This window comes from Dietzia papillomatosis NBRC 105045 (assembly GCF_001570845.1).
Lineage (GTDB): Bacteria > Actinomycetota > Actinomycetes > Mycobacteriales > Mycobacteriaceae > Dietzia > Dietzia cinnamea.
The window spans coordinates 1-1,702 of record NZ_BCSL01000096.1; the positions used below are offsets into that span (position 1 = coordinate 1).

At 68.1% G+C, this 1,702-nt stretch carries 1 protein-coding gene; it reads right to left on the bottom strand.

Annotated features, from left to right (window positions below; translation table 11 throughout):
* Positions 1-154: 154 nt before the first annotated feature.
* Positions 155-1,630 (bottom strand): IS1182 family transposase, encoded by a 1,476-nt coding sequence (locus DPA01S_RS15920; RefSeq protein WP_061917889.1) that lies wholly within the window; start codon positions 1,628-1,630, stop codon positions 155-157.
* Positions 1,631-1,702 lie beyond the last annotated feature (72 nt).

A 1,702-nucleotide genomic window follows, 5' to 3' on the forward strand; every position in this document is an offset into this window, starting at 1 on the left:
CAGTAATGGCTCGAAGCGCGCCGAGAGTACGGCGGAGTGCGTGAGAGCGTTGCGCTCGGGCCGGCGTCACTGGCGGCCAGGTATTCGGTTTGCGAAGCCGCGGTGATGGCGTTCAGTCCGCGGGTCAGCCTGTAGGTCGCCCGGGCCTGCCAGTTCAGGCGATCTGGAGGCCGCCGAGCCCGGTGGCGCCGATATGACCGTGGAGCTTTCGCAGGTTGTGGCAGGCAGCGAGCAGTAGCCATTCACCGCGGGCGGCGTCCAGACCGCGAATCAGGAGTTGCTTGCCGTTCTGCAGGGTGCTCATCTGTCCGAAGACCGGTTCGACGATCGCTTTGCGCCGGGCGTAGACCGCTCGGCCTTTCTTCGTGGCGAGCTTGCGGGCCATGCGCTGCTTGTCCGTGGCGCTGGCCGGGATCGGTCCCCGGGGGGCGATCGGCGCCGGTTCCCCGCTGCGCTGTCGTCCGGTGGCGATGAAGAACTCGGTGCCCTGCTCGCCGGTGACCTCGGCGGAGGCGGCGAGGTTCGCGGCTGAGCAGTACCCGGCATCGGCGAGCATCTGCTTCGGGGCCTGCCCCGTGTTGCTGATGGCCTGCTCGGTCATGGGGATGAGGTTGCCGACGTCGGCGGCACAGTCGTTGACCTCGGCCGCCACGATGATCTGATGGGCGGCATCGACCACGGCCTGGCCGTTGTAGCACTGAGCGAACGACCCGTCCCCGGTGAGCATGATCTTCGACTCCGGGTCGGTGAAGTTGCGCTGGGCCTTCGGCCTGGGCGTGGCGCGCTCGGCGGCCTCAGCGGCCTTCTGCGCGACGGTGTCTTCGTCTTCGCCCTTACCGCGGGCCTTAGCCTCAGCCTTCTCCGCCGCATCGGCGGCGGCGTCGGCTTCCAGAGCAGCTTTGGCCTGGCGCAGCTTGACCAGGCGAGACTCTCGGCGGGCCAGCTCATCGGGCAGCTCGTCCCCGCGCCGGTTCTTGCCGAACTTGGCGTCCTCGGCCTTGTCGATGGCCTCGGCGGCGGCCAGCAGATCGGAGACCTCCTGGGCCAGTACCTTCTCCTTGTCCGTCAGCCGCGCGTACGACATGGCCTTGCGTTTGGAGGCGTTCGCCCGCAGCTTCGTCCCATCCAGCGCGACCTGTCCAAGCGTGACCATCCCGGCGGCCTGGCACAACGCCAACGCCTGCAAGAACAGGTTGCCCAGCGCGGCCAGGTGCCTCTTGCGAAACCTGGCGATCGCGCGGTAGTCCGGGGCCGCCCCGGCCGCCAACCACCGGAAAGCGACGATGTCGGTGCAGGCCTTCTCGATCCCGCGGGAGGAGCGCACCCCCGTGGTGTAGCCGAAGATCAGCAACCGCACCATCAACCGCGGATCGTACGGCGGGGCCCCGCGCCCCTCCTGGTAGGAGACGTAGATCCGCGATAAATCCAGGTGCTCATCGACCAGATCCGCCACGAACCGTGCCAGATGATCGGCCGGAAGCCAGTCATCCAGCGACGGCGGCAGCAACAACCCCTGGCCCGGGTCGAACGCCCGAAATGTCTTGCCTGCGCCCACCGGCTCGACCTCGCCCTGCCGGTCAGCCCGCTCGACGCGGAACTCCTCGGCGGCGAACAACCCTTCCTCGCCCATGACGACAATTATCCCGCCGAACCCGCCCCATCAGCGGACCTGAACTGGCGTGTTACTGACCCACGCTCCTAG

Excerpts from the sequence above, each read along its gene's own strand:
- DPA01S_RS15920 (WP_061917889.1), bottom strand. The coding sequence starts at position 1,630 with ATGGGCGAGGAAGGGTTGTTCGCCGCCGAGGAGTTCCGCGTCGAGCGG.